Origin of the sequence: Pseudomonas sp. AA-38 (assembly GCF_029457475.1) — a bacterium.
GTDB lineage: Bacteria > Pseudomonadota > Gammaproteobacteria > Pseudomonadales > Pseudomonadaceae > Aquipseudomonas.
This window is the reverse complement of the sequence record NZ_CP120359.1, coordinates 4,379,454-4,395,496: the sequence shown is the minus strand read 5'-3', so window position 1 is coordinate 4,395,496 and position 16,043 is coordinate 4,379,454. Positions and strand designations below refer to the sequence as shown.

General features: G+C 64.9%; 13 protein-coding genes. 7 read left to right on the top strand and 6 right to left on the bottom strand.

Annotated features, from left to right (window positions below; translation table 11 throughout):
* Positions 1 to 71: 71 nt before the first annotated feature.
* A complete protein-coding gene (locus PVE35_RS20225; protein ID WP_277372792.1) occupies positions 72 to 581 on the bottom strand; it encodes a GspH/FimT family pseudopilin in 510 nt (169 codons plus the stop codon).
* Positions 582 to 637: 56 nt separating this feature from the next.
* Between PVE35_RS20225 and thiO the strand changes: the two genes are divergently transcribed.
* A complete protein-coding gene (gene thiO, locus PVE35_RS20220; RefSeq protein WP_277372791.1) occupies positions 638 to 1,741 on the top strand; it encodes a glycine oxidase ThiO in 1,104 nt (367 codons plus the stop codon).
* A gap of 50 nt (positions 1,742 to 1,791) precedes the next feature.
* Here the strand turns inward: thiO and PVE35_RS20215 are convergent, their stop codons facing one another.
* The 3 genes from PVE35_RS20215 to rluD all read right to left on the bottom strand — a co-directional run bounded on the left by PVE35_RS20215 (position 1,792) and on the right by rluD (position 4,775).
* On the bottom strand, positions 1,792 to 2,901 hold the full coding sequence (locus PVE35_RS20215) for an NADH:flavin oxidoreductase (protein ID WP_277372790.1): 1,110 nt from the start codon (positions 2,899 to 2,901) through the stop codon (positions 1,792 to 1,794).
* Positions 2,902 to 3,072: 171 nt separating this feature from the next.
* Complete coding sequence (gene pgeF / locus PVE35_RS20210) at positions 3,073 to 3,804, bottom strand: peptidoglycan editing factor PgeF (RefSeq protein ID WP_277372789.1); 732 nt, start codon at positions 3,802 to 3,804, stop codon at positions 3,073 to 3,075.
* A complete protein-coding gene (gene rluD / locus PVE35_RS20205; protein ID WP_268178868.1) occupies positions 3,801 to 4,775 on the bottom strand; it encodes a 23S rRNA pseudouridine(1911/1915/1917) synthase RluD in 975 nt (324 codons plus the stop codon). Before rluD ends, pgeF begins: the two co-directional genes overlap by 4 nt.
* 139 nt (positions 4,776 to 4,914) lie before the next feature.
* On the opposite strand from rluD, the gene PVE35_RS20200 reads away from it, so the two are divergent.
* The 4 genes from PVE35_RS20200 (at position 4,915) to PVE35_RS20185 (ending at position 9,249) form a co-directional block, all read left to right on the top strand.
* Entirely contained in the window at positions 4,915 to 5,907 is a 993-nt protein-coding gene (locus PVE35_RS20200; protein ID WP_268178866.1) for an outer membrane protein assembly factor BamD, read from the top strand.
* Positions 5,908 to 6,078: 171 nt separating this feature from the next.
* Positions 6,079 to 6,321: a PP0621 family protein gene (locus PVE35_RS20195; protein WP_268178864.1), complete on the top strand. Its 243-nt coding sequence runs from the start codon at positions 6,079 to 6,081 to the stop codon at positions 6,319 to 6,321.
* On the top strand, positions 6,305 to 7,906 hold the full coding sequence (locus PVE35_RS20190) for an ATP-binding protein (protein ID WP_268178862.1): 1,602 nt from the start codon (positions 6,305 to 6,307) through the stop codon (positions 7,904 to 7,906). The genes PVE35_RS20195 and PVE35_RS20190 overlap by 17 nt, the downstream gene beginning before the upstream one ends.
* Positions 7,907 to 7,908: 2 nt before the next feature.
* Positions 7,909 to 9,249 carry a sigma-54 dependent transcriptional regulator gene (locus PVE35_RS20185; RefSeq protein WP_268178860.1) on the top strand — a complete coding sequence of 447 codons (1,341 nt, stop codon included), beginning with the start codon at positions 7,909 to 7,911 and terminating at the stop codon, positions 9,247 to 9,249.
* An 8-nt stretch (positions 9,250 to 9,257) separates the two neighbouring features.
* Here PVE35_RS20185 and PVE35_RS20180 read toward each other — a convergent pair whose 3' ends face one another.
* Positions 9,258 to 10,454: a glycosyltransferase family 1 protein gene (locus PVE35_RS20180; protein ID WP_268178859.1), complete on the bottom strand. Its 1,197-nt coding sequence runs from the start codon at positions 10,452 to 10,454 to the stop codon at positions 9,258 to 9,260.
* A gap of 68 nt (positions 10,455 to 10,522) precedes the next feature.
* A complete protein-coding gene (gene cysZ / locus PVE35_RS20175) occupies positions 10,523 to 11,254 on the bottom strand; it encodes a sulfate transporter CysZ (RefSeq protein WP_268178858.1) in 732 nt (243 codons plus the stop codon).
* 258 nt (positions 11,255 to 11,512) lie between these two features.
* Between cysZ and trxB the strand changes: the two genes are divergently transcribed.
* Positions 11,513 to 12,460 carry a thioredoxin-disulfide reductase gene (gene trxB / locus PVE35_RS20170; protein WP_277372788.1) on the top strand — a complete coding sequence of 316 codons (948 nt, stop codon included), beginning with the start codon at positions 11,513 to 11,515 and terminating at the stop codon, positions 12,458 to 12,460.
* 1,182 nt (positions 12,461 to 13,642) lie between these two features.
* On the top strand, positions 13,643 to 16,042 hold the full coding sequence (locus tag PVE35_RS20165; protein WP_277372787.1) for a membrane-bound PQQ-dependent dehydrogenase, glucose/quinate/shikimate family: 2,400 nt from the start codon (positions 13,643 to 13,645) through the stop codon (positions 16,040 to 16,042).
* The last annotated feature ends 1 nt before the right edge of the window (position 16,043 follow it).

Here is a 16,043-nt window from a genome sequence, read left to right as displayed (position 1 = left end):
CAGACAGGCGGACATATTGGCGGATGAGGAGCACACCGTCTGTCCGCACTGTGATGGTGGTCACGCGAGTATTAGCAACGGGATTTCCCCCTGGCCTGCTCCGTACGGATTCGCCCCGATAAGCTGATCACGATCTGGCTTTGAGGGGCGTTGTCCTTGCACAGGGTCAGGGTGCCGTTCAGGGATCTAGTGGAGCCGTCGGCTTCAAACTGAACGTATCCTGCTGTTCTGTTCCAATGCCAGGAGAAATCTTTGTTGATAATGGCTTGGTGCAGTACTTCCTCATCATCGTCGAGCCTGCCATTGGCATTCTTGTCGATGAATATCAGAAGCTGGTCTCGCCACCTCTGCTTGCCTGAGCAATCGTTCTGACCGCTACAGAGGGTGATGACTTGTCGCAGGAATACAGCACTGCTACGTGCATGTTGGAGCGCAGCAGCCATCTGGTTGTTGGTCTGGATGCGCTGATTGCCATCGAGCAGGGGCTGCAGGTTGGGGAGGGAGATTGTCAGAAGGATCGAGATGAGAGCCAGCACACTCATCGTTTCGATGAGCGTCCGCCCATAGCTTTTCCAGGCCATGTTCCAGCATCCTTGCTAGTTGTTCGGAACTGAAGATATTAGCTCAGGATGGTCGTATGAAAAGTGCTGGACAGGAATTAATTGTCGGCGGTGGAGCCCTGGGTGCGCTCACTGCTCTTCTGCTGGCGTCTAGCGGGGCTTCTGTCACGGTCGTTGAAGCTGGCGAAATCGGCCGTGAGTCCTCCTGGGCCGGTGGTGGCATCGTTTCGCCGCTCTATCCCTGGCGCTACAGCGCGGCGGTGACGGCGCTGGCGCATTGGTCGCAGGATTTCTACCCGCGTCTGGCCGATGAGCTGCTGGCCATGACGGGGATCGACCCGCAGGTGCATGTCACGGGGCTGTATTGGCTCGATCTGGACGACGAGGCCGAGGCCCTGGCCTGGGCGCGGCGGCAGGGGCGGGCGCTGGATCCGGTGGCGATGGCGCAGGTGTATCGGCAGGTGCCGGTTCTGGGGCCTGGCTTCGAGCGCGCCATTCATATGCCGGGCGTGGCCAATGTGCGTAATCCGCGTCTGGTCAGGGCGTTGCGTGCGGCGTTGGCGAGTCTGTCCAACGTGCAGGTGCATGAGCATTGCCCGGTGCGTGGCTTCATTCAGGAGCAGGGGCGTGTATGCGGCGTGCTCACCGACAGCGGCGAGATGCGTGCCGAGCGCGTGGTGCTGGCGGCCGGGGCCTGGAGCGGCGAGCTGCTCAAGACGCTGGGTCTGGCGCTGCCGGTCGAGCCGGTGAAGGGACAGATGATTCTTTACAAATGCGCCGAGGATTTCCTGCCGAGCATGGTACTGGCCAAGGGGCGCTACGCCATCCCACGGCGCGATGGTCATGTGTTGGTGGGCAGCACTCTGGAATATGAAGGCTTCGACAAGACCCCGACCGATAGCGCGTTGGCAAGCCTCAAGGCTTCCGCCGAAGGGTTGTTGCCGGCGCTGGCGGATGCCGAGGTGGTCGGGCATTGGGCGGGGCTACGGCCCGGCTCGCCAGCCGGGGTTCCCTTCATTGGCGAGTTGGTGTCGCACCCGGGACTGTGGCTCAACTGCGGGCATTTCCGCAACGGACTGGTGCTGGCGCCGGCGTCCTGTCGACTGCTGACCGATCTGATGCTGGGCAACAGGCCGATCATCGATCCGCGTCCTTATGCAGTCGATGGCCGCCTGGCCTGACGCATGAAAGAACGCCGCGCCCATGCGCATGGGCGCGGCGTTCTTTGCTTTTACACCAGGGTATTCAGGGCTTCGCGGCTGAAGGGCTGGATGTCCTGTTCGCGACCTTCGCGCACTTTCAGTGCCCAGTCCGGATCTACCAGCAGGGCACGGCCCACGGCCACCAGGTCGAATTCCTGCTTGTTCAGGCGTTCCAGCAGGTTTTCCAGGCTGGCCGGTTCGGCCACCTTGTCGGTCTTGACCATGAACTGCAGGAACTCGCCATCCAGGCCGACACTGCCCACGGTAATGGTCGGCTTGCCGGTGAGCTTGCGCGTCCAGCCGGCCAGGTTGAGGTCGCTGCCCTCGAACTCCGGCTCCCAGAAGCGACGGGTGGAGCAGTGGAAGATGTCCACGCCGGCTTCGGACAGCGGCTTGAGGAAGGCTTCCAGCTCTTGCGGGGTCTGCACCAGGCGCGCGCTGTAGTCCTGCTGCTTCCACTGCGAGAAGCGCAGGATGATCGGGAAGTCCGGGCCGACCGCAGCGCGCACCGCCTGGATCAGCTCGATGGCGAAACGCGAACGTGCCGCCAGGTCACCGCCGTACTGGTCGCTGCGCTGGTTGCTGCCTTCCCAGAAGAACTGGTCGATCAGGTAGCCATGGGCGCCGTGGATTTCCACGCCGTCCATGCCGATGGTCTTGGCATCGCGCGCAGCCTGGGCGAAGGCGGCGATCACCTCGTCGATGTCGGCCTGGGTCATGCCGTGTACCACCACCTGGCCGTCCTTGAGCTTTTCCATGGGGCCATAGCCGGGCACGCTGGCGTCCGGCTCGGTGCCCAGGCGGCGCACGTTACCCACGTGCCAGAGCTGCGGGACGATCTTGCCGCCTTCGGCGTGGACTGCCTCGACCACCTGCTTCCAGCCGGCCAGGGCATCCTCACCATAGAAACGCGGCACGTTCGGGTAGCCGTTGGCGGCCTTGTGGCCGACGGTGGTGCCCTCGGTGACGATCAGGCCTACGCCCGCTGCAGCGCGGCGGCGGTAATACTCGACCACATTGGCGCCCGGCACACCGCCCGGCGAGAAGGAGCGGGTCATCGGGGCCATGACCACACGGCTCGGCAGCTCCAGCTTGCCGAGCTGGAAGGGGGTGAACAGGGCTTGTACGGAGGCGCTCATCATCTTTCCTCTTACTGGTCAGGCTGCGCAGGGCTGATGCGCTGGATGCCGGCGAGAATAAGGTTAGTCGCTGTGCCAGGCACAGCACTATTGATGGCAGTGATTAAGGTTCAGTGCGTGTGGGGGCGCAATGGCAGCGCCTAAGCCTGGGCCGCACCGGGCGCCCATGGCTCAGGGTTGCAGCCAGATCAGCGAGGCGAAGCGCCCGGTGCGGGCACTGCGGCGGTAGGAGTAGAAGCGTGGGTCGTGATAGGTGCACAGCCCGCCGCCACTGACGGCCGTGACGCCGATGGCCGCCAGGCGAATGCGCGCCAACTGGTAGATATCGGCCATGAACTTGCCCGCGACCGCTCCTGGCACGAACGCCTGCTCGGCCTCGGCATGCTGGCGCACGAAGGCCTCGCGCACCTCGCCACCCACCTCGAAAGCAGCCGGGCCGATGGCCGGGCCGAGCCATACCAGCAGTTCCTGCGGTGCAACGTTCAGCGCCTGCACGGTGGCTTCCAGCACGCCCCCGGCCAGCCCGCGCCAGCCGGCATGGGCCGCTGCCACACGACTGCCGGCGCGGTCGCAGAACAGGGCTGGCAGACAGTCGGCAGTCATCGCCGTGCAGGCGATACCGGGCGTGGTTGTCCAGTTGCCGTCGGCTTCGATCACTGTGGCGGGATCGGCCTCGGCCACCAGAATGCCATGCACCTGACGCAGCCAGGCCGGCTGGCAGCCGAGGGTGTCGACCAGATGCACGCGATTGGCGGCGACGGCAGCCGGGTCGTCGTCGACATGGTCACCGAGGTTGAAACTGTCGAACGGCGCCGCACTGACCCCGCCGCTGCGCGTTGTCACGCAGGCGCGTACGTTGGCCGGCGCGGGCCAGTCGGGTAGCAGCCAGTCGTGGGCGCTCACCCGACGAAGGCCTCGCGATCCTGACGCAGCAGGGTGAGCAGCCAGACCAGGTCGTCCGGCAACGGTGACTCCCACTTCATGCGCTGGCCGGTGGCCGGGTGGTCGAGTTCGAGGAAGCGTGCATGCAGGGCCTGGCGCGGAAACTCTTTGAGGCTCTGCACCAGGCTCTGACTGGCTGCTGGGGGAATGCGGAAGCGCCCGGCGTACACCGGGTCGCCCACCAACGGATAGCCGACATGGCTCATGTGCACGCGGATCTGGTGGGTACGCCCGGTTTCCAGCTTGACCCGTGCATGGGTGTGCGAGCGATAGCGCTCCAGCACGCGATAATGGCTAATGGCCGGTTTGCCACCATCGGTCACCGCCATGCGTTGGCGCTGGCTGGAGCTACGGCCGATGGGCGCGTCGATGGTGCCGCCGGCGGTGATCACACCGATGCAGATGCATTCATAGATGCGGCTGACGCTGCGTTTCTGCAACTGCTCGACCAGGTTGGTCTGCGCCTGCAGGGTCTTGGCCACCACCATCAGGCCGGTGGTGTCCTTGTCCAGGCGGTGAACGATGCCGGCGCGCGGCACGTTGACGATGTCCGGCACGTGATGCAGCAGGGCGTTGAGCAGGGTGCCGTCGGCATGCCCGGCGGCCGGATGCACTACCAGGCCGGCCGGCTTGTCGATCACCAGCAGGTGTTCGTCCTCATAGACGATGTTCAGCTCGATGTCCTGCGCCAGCCACTCACCCTGGGCTTCCTGCTCGGCATCGAGCACCAGCTTGGAGCCTGCATGCACGGTGTCGCGTGGGCGCGCCACGGCGCCGTCGACGGTCAGGCGGCCGTCCTTGATCCAGGAGGAGAGGCGCGAGCGGGAGAACTCGTCGAACAGTTGTGCGGCGACCTGATCGAGGCGCTGGCCGCCCAGTTCGAAGGGCACTTCGGCCTGGAGTTGGATGGGCTGTTTGATCGTGGAAGTCATCTTCGGCAACGGCGGGCGCCCGGCCTTTGGTTTCGGCGACAGGCTTGTGGTTAAATACGGCGTCTTTGCCCCAGGGGTTTCCAGGGGGCGCTCATCATAACAGGACGGCCCTGCAGCCGTCACAGGGACGCAAGCCGCTATGCAAGTGAAACACCTGCTGCTGATCGCCATCCTCGCCCTTACCGCCGCCTGCTCTTCCAAGCAGCCGGAGGTCGATGAAAACCTCAGCGAGGCGGAGCTGTACCAGCAGGCCCAGGCCGACCTGGACAGCCGCAGCTATACCCAGGCCATCGCCAAACTCAAGGCGCTGGAGTCGCGCTACCCCTTCGGCCGTTATGCCGAGCAGGCGCAACTGGAGCTGATCTACGCCTACTACAAGAACGTCGAGCCGGAGGCCACCAAGTCCTCGGCCGAGCGTTTCATCCGCTTGCATCCGCAGCACCCCAATGTCGACTACGCCTACTACCTCAAGGGCCTGGCCTCGTTCGACCAGGATCGCGGCCTGCTGGCGCGCTTCCTGCCGTTGGACATGACCAAGCGTGACCCGGGCGCGGCGCGCGACTCTTTCAACGAGTTCGCCCAGCTCACCAGCCGCTACCCGACTAGCCGCTACGCGCCGGACGCCAAGCAGCGCATGATCTACCTGCGTAACCTGCTGGCGGCCTATGAAGTGCATGTCGCTCACTATTACCTCAAGCGACAGGCCTACGTAGCAGCTGCCAACCGTGGTCGCTACGTGGTGGAGAACTTCCAGGAAACGCCGTCGGTCGGTGATGGCCTGGCGATCATGACCGAGGCCTACCAGCACCTTTCCCTGGATGACCTGGCTGCCACCAGCCTGGAAACCCTCAAGCTCAACTACCCGGATCACCCCAGCCTGCAGGACGGCCAGTTCGTACCGCTGGAAGAGGGTGACGACGAGCACTCCTGGCTGGCCAAGGCCACCCTCGGGTTGCTCGATTCCGAAGCGCCGTTGCCGCCGGGCGAGACCCGCGCCAGCCAGGACGTGATCCGTCAGTACGAAGACGCTGTGCAGCAGATTCCGCGTGAGCTGCAGCAGGATGCCAAGACCGGCCAGACCGAGAAGAAGCGTTCCTTCTGGAGCTACCTGACCTTCGGCCTGTTCGACTGATTCAGGCATCACCGCAGACAAAGGAGGCTTCGGCCTCCTTTTTCATGGGCGTGATGAAGCGCCAGTGGCGCGCTGCCTTTGCCGAACTGCGCACGGCTTGCCATTTGGCCTCTGTGCCGACGGCCTGCGCTTGGCTAAACTGCCAGCCTCGACCAAAGGAAAGCATGCACCATGGGACTGTTTCGCCTGTTGTTCTGGATCGCCATCATCTGCGCGGCGGTCTGGGTCTGGCGCCGTTACATCAGCGCGCCCAAACCTAGCCGGCAGGCGCCGCCGGCCGATGCCGCCGCGCCCATGGTGCGCTGCGCTCATTGTGGCGTGCACGTCCCCCAGAGCGAGGCGCTGAGCCAGGATCAGCAGTGGTTCTGCAGCCAGGCACACCTCGAGCAAGGCCCGCATGCCGGTGATCGCTGAGAGCTTCGCAGGCCTGGACAGCGTACCGGCCCGGCGGATTCTCAGGCTTTACCATTTCTATCGGCTGAGCATCGGCCTGGCGCTGGTGCTGCTGATTTCCAGTAAGCTCGACGAGCAGTTGCTCGATCTGGTGCATATCGAGCTGTTTCGCACCGGTAGCTGGATCTACCTGATCACCAATATCTTCATCGCCGTGCTGGTGCACAAACCCCGGCACATGCTGCAACTGTTCAGCCTGGCGCTGGTGGATGTGATCTTCCTCTCGGCCCTGTTCTACGCCGCCGGTGGCACGCCCAGCGGTATCGGCAACTTGCTGGTGGTGGCGGTGGCCATTGCCAATATCCTTCTGCGCGGCCGTATCGGTCTGCTGATCGCCGCCATCGCCGCGCTGGCGCTGATCTTCACCACCTTCTACCTGAGTCTGCGCTACCCCGCCGCTTCGTCCCAGTACGTGCAGGCGGGGGCCCTGGGCTCGCTGTGTTTCGCCGGCGCCCTGTTCATTCAGGGCATCACCCGGCGCCTGCGCCTGAGCGAGACCCTGGCCGAACAGCGCGCAGCGGATGTGGCCAACCTCGAAGAGCTCAACACCCAGATCATCCAGCGCATGCGCACCGGCATCCTGGTGCTCGATACCCAGCATCGTGTGCTGCTGGCCAATCAGGGCGCCACACAGTTGCTGGGGCAGGGCGAACTGGCCGGCAAGATCCTCGACCCGCATTGCCCGGAGCTGGTCAAACGCCTGCAGCAATGGCAGCACAACCCCACCCTGCGCCCGGCAAGCCTGCAGGCCCAGATCGACGGCCCGGTGCTGCAACCCAGCTTCATCTCCTTGCAGCGCGGCATGCAGCAGCACACCCTGGTGTTTCTCGACGATATCTCGCAGATCGCCCAGCAGGCGCAGCAACTCAAGCTGGCCTCGCTCGGGCGCCTGACCGCCGGTATTGCCCATGAGATCCGCAACCCGCTCGGCGCCATCAGCCATGCCGCGCAATTGCTGCAGGAGTCCGAGGATCTGCAGGGGCCGGATCAGCGTCTGGCGCAGATCATTCAGGATCATTCCAAGCGCATGAACCTGGTGATCGAGAACGTGCTGCAGCTTTCCCGGCGGCGCCAGGCCGAGCCGCAACTGCTCGACCTCAAGTACTGGCTGCATCGCTTCGCCAGCGAGTTCCGCAGCTCGGCGCCGGCCGACCGGCAGCTTCACCTGCAGACCCAGAGCGGCAGCCTGCAGACGCGCATGGATCCCCAACAACTGAACCAGGTGCTGACCAACTTGGTGCAGAACGGCCTGCGCTACAGCGCGCAGAAGCACCGGCTCGGCCAGGTCTGGCTGCGCCTGTTCCGCGACGAGGCCAGCGACCTGCCGGTGCTGGAGATACTCGATGACGGCCCAGGCGTGCCGCCCGAGCAGAAGCAACATATCTTCGAGCCGTTCTACACCACGGAGAACAAGGGCACCGGCCTGGGCCTGTACATCTCCCGCGAGCTGTGCGAAAGCAACCAGGCCCGCCTCGATTACAAACCCCGCGAAGAGGGCGGTAGCTGTTTCCGCATCACCTTCGCCCATCCGCGCAAACTGAGCTGACCATGACCCGCCAGAGAGCCTTGATCGTCGACGACGAACCGGATATCCGCGAATTGCTGGAAATCACCCTGGGCCGCATGAAGCTGGACACCCGTAGCGCACGCAACGTCAAGGAAGCGCGCGAGTGGCTGGCCCGCGAGCCCTTCGACCTGTGCCTGACCGACATGCGCCTGCCCGATGGCACCGGTCTGGATCTGGTGCAGCACATCCAGCAGCGTCACCCACAGGTGCCGGTGGCGATGATCACCGCCTACGGCAGCCTCGATACCGCGATCAATGCGCTCAAGGCTGGCGCCTTCGACTTCGTCACCAAACCGGTGGAGCTGGGCCGGCTGCGCGAACTGGTGGCCGCTGCCATGCGCCTGCGCACCCCGGAGGATCAGGAGGCACCCGTCGACAGCCGCCTGCTCGGCGAGTCGCCGCCGATGAAGGCACTGCGCAAGCAGATCCACAAGCTCGCGCGCAGTCAGGCGCCGGTGTACATCAGCGGCGAGTCGGGCAGCGGCAAGGAACTGGTGGCGCGCCTGATTCACGAGCAGGGCCCGCGCGCCGAGCGGCCCTTCGTCCCGGTCAACTGCGGGGCGATTCCCACCGAGCTGATGGAAAGCGAATTCTTCGGCCACAAGAAAGGCAGCTTCACCGGCGCTATCGAAGATAAGCAGGGCCTGTTCCAGGCGGCCAACGGCGGCACCCTGTTCCTCGATGAGGTGGCCGACCTGCCATTGCCGATGCAGGTCAAGCTGCTGCGTGCCATCCAGGAGAAGGCCGTGCGCGCGGTGGGTGGGCAGCAGGAAGTGGTGGTCGACGTGCGCATCCTCTGCGCCACGCACAAGGATCTGGCAGCCGAGGTGGCGGCGGGGCGTTTTCGTCAGGATCTCTACTACCGCCTCAATGTCATCGAGCTGCGCGTGCCGCCCCTGCGCGAGCGCCGCGAGGACATCGCCCAACTGGCCGAAGTGATGCTGGCGCGGCTGGCCGAAGGCAGCGGCCTGGAGCCAGCCAGGCTGCAAGCCGAGGCCCTGGAAAAGCTGAAGAACTACCGCTTCCCTGGCAACGTGCGGGAGCTGGAGAACATGCTCGAGCGCGCCTACACCCTCTGCGAGGACGACCAGATCAGCGCCGCTGACCTGCGCCTGGCCGATGCCTGCAGCCCCGCGGGGGAGGCCGGGGAGGCCAGCCTGGCGCAGATCGACAACCTCGAGGACTACCTAGAGGACATCGAGCGCAAGCTGATCATGCAGGCGCTGGAGGAAACCCGCTGGAATCGCACGGCGGCGGCCCAGCGCCTGGGGCTGACCTTCCGCTCGATGCGCTATCGCCTGAAGAAACTCGGTATCGACTGAGCCGGCCTTCAGCCTCTGGAGACACGGCTGCCGATGGCCGCGTTGCCGTTGGCCTGTGCAGGCGCCTGCAGGGCGCTGTGCAGGTGCTGCTCGAACTGGCTGACGATGCCATCCCAGCTCAGGTGGCTGGCATGCCGCCTGGCATTGAGGCGTACTCGGCGCAGCATTTCAGCATCGTGCAGCAGCCAGATGGCGGCCTCGCAGAAACCCTGCTCGTCGCTGGGCCGGGCCAGGGCGCCATTGTGACCGTGGTGGATGTGCTGGGCCGCTGCGGCCTGATCGAAGGCGACCACCGCTAGCCCCGAGGCCAGGGCTTCGAGCACCACGTTGCCGAAAGTCTCCGACAGGCTGGGGAAGAGAAACAGGTCGCCCGAGGCATAGTGTGCCGCCAGGGTTTCGCCCCGTTGCAGGCCACAGAACAGGGCCTCCGGCAGTTGCGCCTGGAGGCTGCTGCGCAGCGGGCCGTCACCGACCAGAATCAGGCGCATGCGCCGCTGCGGATAGGCTGCCTGCAGGCGCTCGTAGGCCTTGACCAGCAGGCCGAGATTCTTCTCCGCCGCCAGGCGGCCGACATGCACCACGGCCAGCTCATCCGGCCCCAGACCCCAGCTTGTGCGTAGCGCATCACTGCGCCGGCCGGGGTTGAACAACTGGCTGTCGACGCCACGGGCGAGCAGGGCCAGGCGCTCGAAGTCACGCCGTTCCAGTTCCACCTTCTGGCCGACGCTGGGCACCAGGGTCAATTGCGTGCGGTTGTGGAACCAGCGCAGGTAATTGGTCAGCGCGCGGGTCAGCAGGCCGACCCCGTAGTGCCCGGTGTATTGCTGGAAGTTGGTGTGGAAACCGCTGACCACCGGAACCCCCAGACGCCGCGCAGCGCGCAGGGCGGAAAGACCGAGCGGGCCTTCGGTGGCGATGTAGAGCACATCCGGGCGCTGCCGCTGCCAGCGACGCAGGAGCTTGTGCAAGGACGACTGGCCCCACTGCAGGCCGGGGTAACCGGGCAATGGCCAGCCGCGTGTCAGCAGCAGTTCGGCATCGCTTTGCGTGCCTGCGTCGTCCGCCTGGCGCGGGCGCACCAGTTGCACACGATGGCCGCGCCCGCGCAGCCCCTCGACCAGGCGGCCGAGGGTATTGGCGACGCCGTTGATTTCCGGCGGGAAGGTTTCGCTGATCAGCGCAATATGCAGAGAGGATGCGTTCATGGGAGCAGTCTCTGCCTGGCCGATGTAACCAATGTGTCGTTGTCGTGGCGCTTTTGTGACGACGCCGGCTAGCCGCGCTCGCGCACCCAGAACAGCGTGGCACCGGCCACCGCTGCCGGCATCATCAGGATATTCAGCCCCGGCACCAGCAAGGCCAGGTAGGTGATGCCGCCGAAGCTCAGGCTCTGCCAGCGCTTCTCGCGCAGCCAGGCGAGCATGTCCTGCCAGCTCATCTTGTTGTTGTCGGCCGGGTAGTCGATGTACTGCACGGCCATCATCCACACGCCGAACAACAGCCATAGGGGCGCGGCCACCAGGTTCACCACCGGGATGAAACTGAGGATCAAGAGGGCGATGGCGCGCGGCAGGAAGTAGGCCAGCTTGCGCATCTCCCGGCCCAGGGTGCGGGGCACCATGGCCGTCAGCTCGGCAAGGCTGAACGGCGGGAAGTGATCCTCGCCGCGTACCACCACTTCCACCTTCTCGGCGAGAAAACCGTTGAACGGCGCGGCAATGATGTTGGCCAGCAGAGTGAAGGTGAAGAACACCATCAGCAGTACCAACACCACGAACAGGGGCCAGAGGATGTACTGCAGGAAGCTCAGCCAGCTCGGCAGGGTGGGCATGAAGGTATCCACCCAGCCGCCGAATTCGCGCACGGCAAAACCGATCAGCAGGCTGAACAGCAGCAGGTTGACCGCCAAGGGCAGCAGCACGAACAGGCGCAAGCCAGGGCTGAGCACCAGCTTCAGACCTTCGCGCAGGTATTGCGGGCCGGACAGGACGGGAGCGGCGGGCATGATGGCCTCCTGATGATGGTTTGGCGCGACCATACCGACTTCATCGTTGCGGCGAAAGTTCAGCGCGCCAGCGGGCGGCGATAGGGCCGCTCTATGCCGGAAATTGGCAATGCAAATTTCCTGGCGCCAGAGCGGCTCGGTAGCCTTGGGCGCAGCCTCGCTTTCCGGGGGCTCTCACCCCCGCAAGCCTTCCCCAAGTGCTTCGAGAGTCCCCTTTTTATTACGTGCTGGCCGTTCGCGCCAGCCAGGAGTCACTGCATGAGCAACCTTCGTCACGCCCGGGTCATCATCCTCGGTTCCGGCCCGGCCGGTTACAGCGCGGCGGTCTATGCCGCGCGAGCCAACCTCAAGCCCCTGTTGATCACCGGTATCCAGGCCGGTGGCCAGTTGACCACCACCACCGAAGTGGACAACTGGCCGGGTGACCCCCATGGCCTGACCGGCCCGGCGCTGATGCAGCGCATGCAGGCACATGCCGAACGCTTCGACACCGAGATCGTCTTCGACCATATCAATGCCGTGGATCTGGCGGGCAAGCCCTTCACGCTGATCGGCGACAGTGGGCGTTACAGTTGCGATGCCCTGATCATCGCCACCGGCGCCAGCGCGCGCTACCTGGGCTTGCCCAGCGAGGAAGCCTTCATGGGGCGTGGTGTGTCGGCCTGCGCCACCTGCGATGGCTTCTTCTACCGGGGCCGTGAAGTGGCTGTGGTGGGTGGGGGTAACACGGCGGTGGAAGAGGCGCTATACCTGGCCAACATCGCCAGCAAGGTGACCCTGATCCATCGCCGCAACGCCTTCCGTGCCGAGAAGATCCTGCAGAATAAGCTGCAGGCGCGTGTCGCCGAGGGCAAGATCGAGCTGCGCCTGAATGCCGAGGTCGAGGAGGTGCTGGGCGATGCCCGCGGTGTCACCGGCGTACGCCTGAAACACCAGGATGGCGCCCGCAGCGAGCTGGCGGTGGAAGGGCTGTTCGTCGCCATCGGCCATACGCCCAACACCGCCTTGTTCGAGGGGCAACTGACTCTCAAGGACGGCTATCTGGTGGTCAACGGCGGGCGCGACGGCAACGCTACGGCCACCAATATCCCCGGCGTATTCGCGGCTGGTGACGTGGCCGACTCGGTGTACCGCCAGGCCATTACCTCCGCGGGGGCCGGCTGCATGGCGGCGCTGGATGTGGAGCGTTATCTCGATGGGCATTGAGGGCCTGTGCCTCGGTAGGCCGTTGAAAACTACCTCGGCTTTGGCATCCTGCGCCGCGCTGATGTCTGCATTCGTGCAATCGTCTGTGGTTTTCAATGGTCTTCGTATTTTTAGGGGGGGAGTGCTGGGTTGATACTGGACTGGCAAGTTTGTGTTTCGTGTTGGTTGTCCGGGGGCCTGTTCCGAATTGCCGCGTTTTTGTTGATGTTTTTTGTTTCGCCCTCCCGGGCGAGTCACTTTTGACGGGCAAAAGTAACCAAAACCCTCCGCCCGATCATCCGGCCCTCGCTTCGCGAGGGTTCGCTCACTCCATCGCCGTTCCAGAGGCCCGCCGCGGTGGGCCATCCCTGGCCCATCGCGGCTTTCGCGACATCCATGTCGCTCAACCTCTTCCACGGCGATTGCGTTCGCCCTCCTGGGCGGGCTCTGCACGCGCCTGAACCTGCGGTAACACAGAATTAGCACAGAATGTTTGAGAGCCCAGCCGTAGGGCGGACTCAGGAGCGCCAGCGAACAGTCCGCCGGGCCATGCCGAGTTCGGCACCACAACCTACGTCCCGTACTCCCAACGGCGTACTGCTTCGCGAGTACGCCCTACGCGAATGAAACGATTGGTTTAATTCGACAGCCACGTCGTGGTTCCACTGTTACCAGAACGCGCCGGACATGTCCGGAGCCAATGTACGTTCAGGCGCGCTAACTCCCCCTTCAGGAGGCCGAACGCAGGCATTGCGCAGGGGGCGAGCGGCATGGATGCCGCGAGATACCGATGGCGGCCCCGCTTGAAGGGCCAGAGATGGCCCTTGTAAGCCGACCCCGGAGCATTGCCGGAGTGAGGGAAGTCGAGCGCAGCATGACGGGGACGCCTAGTTCCGGATTGCGGGGGTGCGTTTCTTTTGCTTACTTTTCTTTGCGCTGGGCGGCAATCCGATTTCAAAGAAAAGTGAGTCGCCCGAGGGGGCGAAACCCGGAATATCTGAATACACCGCAGCGGCGTCCAGACACCAAGCAACACACAAACTTGCCAGTCCGCTATCAAGACTGATCTCCCAAGCTTCCGCAAAGAATCTAACGGCCTGTAAACCTCGCCAATCGTTCAGAATCGCTGAACTCTCACCCCAGCTCCGTATCCATTGACCAGGGCCCCGATTCCCGGCGGGGCCGTGGCAAGGGGAATGGAGAATGACTGAAAACAAGATGACCCAGCCCCTGCGGGTAAGAGTCACGGCCTGGGTGGCCGGTATCCTGGGTGTGCTGATGGCGCTCGGTGGCGCTTATCTGGCGTGGCTGGGTGGCTCCTGGTATTACCTGCTCGCTGGTCTCGGCCTGCTGGCGGTGGCGGTGCTGATCCTCCAGGGTCGCCGCGCAGGACTATGGCTATACGCCCTGTTGCTACTGGCTAGCCTGGCCTGGGCCATTTACGAAGTCCGTTTCGACTGGTGGCAACTGGCACCGCGCATCGACCTGTGGTGCGTGCTGGGGTTGTGGTTGCTGCTGCCGTGGATCAACCGGCATATCGCACCGGGACGTTCCTGGCGCGATGGTGCCAGCGTTCTGCTGGGCCTCGGCCTACTGGCAGGGGCAGGCATGGCGGGCTATTCGCTGACGCAGGACTACCATCGCCTGGCGGGCAGCTTCGAGGCGGAGCGCATGGCCGCGCCTCCAGGCGAGCCCTCGGCCCGAGACTGGACGGCCTACGGCGGCTCGGCGCAGGGTGACCGCTACAGCAGCGCCGCGCAGATCACCCCGGACAATGTCGGCCGCCTGAAGAAGGCCTGGGAGTTCCATACCGGCGATCTGCCCGGTGAGGGCGACCCCTCCGAGCTGACCAACGAGGTGACGCCGCTGAAGATCGGTGACAACCTGTTCATCTGCACCCCGCACAGCATCGCCATCGCCGTGGATGCCGATACTGGCAAGGAGCGCTGGCGTTTCGACCCGGCGATCAACCGCCAGGCCGAGTATTACCAGCACATGACCTGTCGTGGCCTGGCCTACCACGATGCCGCCGCCTACGCTGCGGATAAGCCTGACGCCGTGGCCGCCGCTGGCAGCGCGGCACCGCCACGCTGCACCCAGCGCCTGTTCCTGCCAACCAACGACGCTACCCTCTATGCCCTCGACTTGTACGACGGCAAGCCCTGCGAGGACTTCGGCGAGGGTGGCAAGGTCGACCTCAAGGTGGGGCTGGGCGACGATGCCCTCGGCGTCTACCTGCCCACCTCGCCGCCGGTGGTAACCGAGCACCTGGTCATAGTCGGTGGTTCGATCACCGACAATGGTTCGGTGGATTCTCCTGGCGGGGTGATCCGTGCCTACGACGTGAACAGCGGCGAGCTGGTGTGGAACTTCGATCCCGGCCGTCCAGACGCCACCGAGCCGCTGCCGGCCGGTGAAACCTACGTGCGCAGCACGCCCAATTCCTGGACCATCGCCACGGCGGATGAGGCGCTGGGCCTGGTGTACATCCCCATGGGCAACCAGACGCCCGACCAGTGGGCAGTGCAGCGCAGCCCCGAGGCCGAGCGCTTCACCGCGACGCTGGTGGCCCTCGACCTGGCCACCGGCAAGGTGCGTTGGGAGCTGCGCACGGTCAACCATGACCTCTGGGATCGCGACCTGCCGTCGCAGCCCACCCTGGTCGATATCCAAGGCCCCGACGGCCCGGTGCCGGCGATCATCCAGCCGACCAAGCGCGGCGACCTCTACGTGCTCGACCGGCGCAACGGCCAGCCCATCGTGCCGGTGAGCGAGCATCCGGTGCCGCAGGGCACGGTGGAGGGCGATTTCACCGCGCCGACCCAGCCGGCGTCCAAGCTCAGCTATGCCCCGCAGGAGCCATTGCGCGAGCGCGACATGTGGGGCGGCACTCCGTTTGATCAATTGGCCTGCCGTATCCAGTTCCACCGCCTGCGCTACGAGGGCGATTTCACCCCGCCGTCGGAACAGGGCTCGCTGATCTACCCGGGCAACGTCGGCGTATTCAACTGGCCGTCGGTGGCGGTCGATCCGCAGCGGCAGATCCTCTTCGGCGCGCCCAACTACCTGGCGTTCGTCTCGCGTCTGGTCAAGCGTGAGGGGGGCGATGAACAGGCCGTTGCCGGTGGCAGCGAACACGGCCTGCAACCCAATCGCGGGGCGCCCTACATGGTCAGCCTGAAACCCTTCCTGTCGCTCCTTGGCCTGCCCTGCCAGGCGCCGCCATGGGGCTATGTGACGGCGGTGGATCTGCGCAGTATGGACAAGGTCTGGCAGCACAAGAACGGCACCAGCCGTGACAGCGCGCCGCTGGGTATCCCCCTGACCGTCGGCGTGCCGAACCTCGGCGGGCCGTTGATCACCGGCGGTGGCCTGGGCTTTCTCAGCGGCACCCTGGACTACTACCTGCGCGCCTACGACATGCACACTGGCGAGGAACTGTGGAAAGACCGCCTGCCAGCCGGTGGCCAGGCCACGCCGATCAGCTATGTGTCAGGCAAGACCGGCAAGCAGTACGTGGTGGTGATGGCGGGCGGCCACGGCTCGTTCGGCACCCGCATGGGCGACTCGTTGGTAGCCTGGACGCTGGAGGACGAGAAATGAG